The sequence below is a fragment of the Plantibacter sp. CFBP 13570 genome (genome assembly GCF_014841395.1).
Taxonomy (GTDB): Bacteria; Actinomycetota; Actinomycetes; order Actinomycetales; family Microbacteriaceae; genus Plantibacter; species Plantibacter auratus.
Genome location: NZ_JACYTW010000128.1, coordinates 1 through 2,958, shown reverse-complemented (window position 1 = coordinate 2,958; position 2,958 = coordinate 1). Strand labels below are relative to the sequence as shown.

At 72.9% G+C, this 2,958-nt stretch carries 3 protein-coding genes; 1 reads left to right on the top strand and 2 read right to left on the bottom strand.

Features of this window, described 5'->3' with window-relative positions:
- Both IFT89_RS19815 and IFT89_RS19810 read right to left on the bottom strand, forming a co-directional pair.
- Positions 1-260 (bottom strand): hypothetical protein (locus IFT89_RS19815; RefSeq protein ID WP_202939839.1); only part of this gene is annotated, 260 nt, incomplete at its 3' end.
- 231 nt (positions 261-491) lie between these two features.
- Entirely contained in the window at positions 492-869 is a 378-nt protein-coding gene (locus tag IFT89_RS19810; protein WP_202939838.1) for a PGPGW domain-containing protein, read from the bottom strand.
- 218 nt (positions 870-1,087) lie between these two features.
- Here IFT89_RS19810 and IFT89_RS19805 point away from each other — a divergent pair, with 218 nt between their 5' ends.
- Complete coding sequence (locus tag IFT89_RS19805; protein ID WP_202939837.1) at positions 1,088-2,872, top strand: glycoside hydrolase family 13 protein; 1,785 nt, start codon at positions 1,088-1,090, stop codon at positions 2,870-2,872.
- The last annotated feature ends 86 nt before the right edge of the window (positions 2,873-2,958 follow it).

Genomic DNA, 2,958 nt, shown 5'->3' with positions numbered 1-2,958 from the left:
GCCCGCTCGGGGATGCCGAGGCGGAGCGCCGTGGCCGTCGCCCAGGCACGGTCCACCCGGTCGGTGACGGCCGCCGGCGCTGTTCCAGCCGAGCCCGCGGCGGGGATGCCCGGTCCCTCGACGGCTGCATGTGGCGCGGTTCCGAGGGTCGAGTCCCGTGCTTCCGCCCGACTGATGAGCTCCGGTCCCCAGACGACCGCTGCCACGATGACGGCGAGACCGACGATCGCGACCGCCCCGCCGGCGACGAGCCATCCCACGCGGATCCCCGCCCGCCGGTTCCGGCGCGTCGGCGCGGTCAGACGTCGGGAGTGGTTGCGCGCGCCGGTCGGTCGGGATCGCGGCTTCCGCGTCGAGCGGGTGGCGCTGGTCGTGCGGCGTCCGGGCGCTGCGGTCTTGCGTTGTGCGGGCCGGCGGGCTCCACTCCCCTTCGCCGACGTCCCCACCGGTCCACCGTACCCGCGCGTCGGTCGGCGCCGTGCGCCGCGGGGTCAGTGCTCCGGTGCGGCCTTCGCAGCCTGCTTGGCCTGACGCTTCGCCCGAAGGTCTTTCGCGACGGCGACGCCCTTCTTGGCGGCGGCGTTCGCCTTCGTGCTGGCCTGCTTCGCACCCTCGAACTCCGAGGCGAGGACGGCGAGCCCGCCGACGGCGATCAATGCTCCCGGTCCGGGAAGCGGGATCAGGGCCACGCCGAGGGCCACGGTGCCACCGCCGACGACACCGACGCCCGCCCGGTAGGCCCGGTTCGCGGTCGGATTCCGACGGATGATGCCACGCGTCGTCCGGGCCGCTGATCCGGCGATGCCTCCCGCCTGCGCGGCGACGCGCTTCGCCGTACTGCGGGCCGAGCCGTCCGATTCCGTGGTCATGTGCCCACTCTAGGCAGGGCGAGCGGGTCGGTGGCCGGGAATCCGGTCCGAATCGACGCGTCTCCCGTGTGACCGAACCGGCGTGAGAGCGGGGTGCCAGCGCGACCGCACCCCTCTGGAGCGCCGCGCTCGCCGCCATGCATCGCACTCGTGTCAGCGCACCGCGCTGGCCAGTCCACGAGCGGCGACGGGCCCCGTGAATGGCCTAGGGTAGCGACATGGACTCCGCCCTCCCGACCACGTCGGCGACCGCAGCTCAGCATGCCTCCCCCGCAGGAGGCTCCACCCCCGGTTCGGAGTGGTGGCGCTCCGCCGTCATCTACCAGATCTACCCGCGATCCTTCGCGGACGCGAACGGCGACGGCCTCGGCGACCTGCCCGGGATCACCTCCCGCCTCGGCGCCCTGCAGGAGCTCGGCGTCGACGCCATCTGGCTGTCCCCCTTCATGACGAGCCCGCAGAAGGACGCCGGCTACGACGTCGCCGATTATTGCGACGTCGACCCCATCTTCGGCACGCTCGCCGACTTCGACGCGATGACCGCCGCCGCGCACGCTGCCGGCATCCGCGTCATCGTCGACCTCGTCCCCAACCACTCCTCGAGCGCCCACCGCTGGTTCCAGGAGGCCCTCGCGGCCGGGCCCGGCTCGGCGGAGCGCGCCCGGTACATGTTCCGCGACGGCACGGGTGAGCACGGCGAGATCGCTCCCAACAACTGGGAGTCCGTCTTCGGCGGTCCGGCCTGGACGCGCGTCACCGAGGCCGACGGCACGCCTGGCCAGTGGTACCTGCACATCTTCGACTCCTCGCAGCCCGACTTCGACTGGACGAACCCGTGGGTCCGCGAGCAGTTCCGCGACATCCTCCGGTTCTGGCTCGACCGCGGCGTCGACGGGTTCCGCGTCGACGTGGCGCACGGCATGATCAAGGCCGACGGCCTGCCCGACTACACCCCACCGGCCGAGGGCGGCAGCATGGGTGGCGCCTCGGCGGGCGTCGCTCTCGAACCCGGCATCAGCACCGGGCCCGCCTCGTGGCCGGAGACCGCGCCCTACTGGGGTCAGGACGGCGTGCACGAGATCTACCGCGACTGGCACGAGCTCCTGGAGACGTACGACGGCGACCGCGTGCTGTGCGCCGAGGCCTGGGTCGACCCGCTCGACAAGATGGCCCTGTGGGTGCGTCCCGACGAGATGCAGCAGGCGTTCAACTTCCCGTACCTCGAGACCCCGTGGAACGCCGCGGACCTCAAGGCGGTCATCGGCGAGTCGCTGCGGGCGTTCGCGCAGGTCGGCGCTCCGAGCACGTGGGTGCTGTCCAACCACGACGTCGTCCGGCACGCGTCCCGCCTCGCGCTCACGGAGGAGAACCCCCAGGGTTACGGTGTCGGTCCGACCACCCCCGGCCAGCCGGATCGGGCGCTCGGGCTGCAGCGGGCCAGGGCGGCGACCGCCCTCATGCTGAGCCTGCCCGGTGGGGCGTACCTCTACCAGGGCGAGGAGCTCGGGCTCCCCGAGGTCATCGACCTGCCGGATGACGCCCGACAGGACCCGACGTGGTTCCGCACGAACCACGAACGGTACGGACGCGACGGCTGCCGCGTGCCGATCCCGTGGGAGGCCGGGCACCCCGCGTACGGCTTCAACACGACCGGTGCGTCCTGGCTGCCGCAGCCCGACGACTGGAACGACTATTCGCGCGACGCACAGGCCGGCATCCCCGGTTCGACCCTGGAGCTGTACCGCACGCTGCTCCGCCTGCGCCGCGAGCACACGCTGGGACTCGGCTCGATCGCCTGGATCGAGGGGGCACCCGACACCATCCTCGCGCTGACCAACGGTGCGGTCACGGTCGTCGCGAACACCGGTGCGGACGACATCGCCGTGCCCTCGTCGCTCGCGGACTCGGCCGTGCTCGTCGCGAGCGGGCCCTTCGACGGCAGCACCATCCACGGCGACACCACGGTCTGGTTCACGACGCCGTCGACCCTGCCCGTCGCCTGAGACACTCCGCCGGCCGGTGCGCCAGCGCGGTGCGCCGACGTGACAGCGCGCGTTCCGGCGTCGGCGCGGTGCGCTGACGCGAGCGC

Coding starts and splice junctions, on each gene's coding strand:
- IFT89_RS19810 (WP_202939838.1), bottom strand. CDS start 869: ATGACCACGGAATCGGACGGCTCGGCCCGCAGTACGGCGAAGCGCGTC.
- IFT89_RS19805 (WP_202939837.1), top strand. CDS start 1,088: ATGGACTCCGCCCTCCCGACCACGTCGGCGACCGCAGCTCAGCATGCC.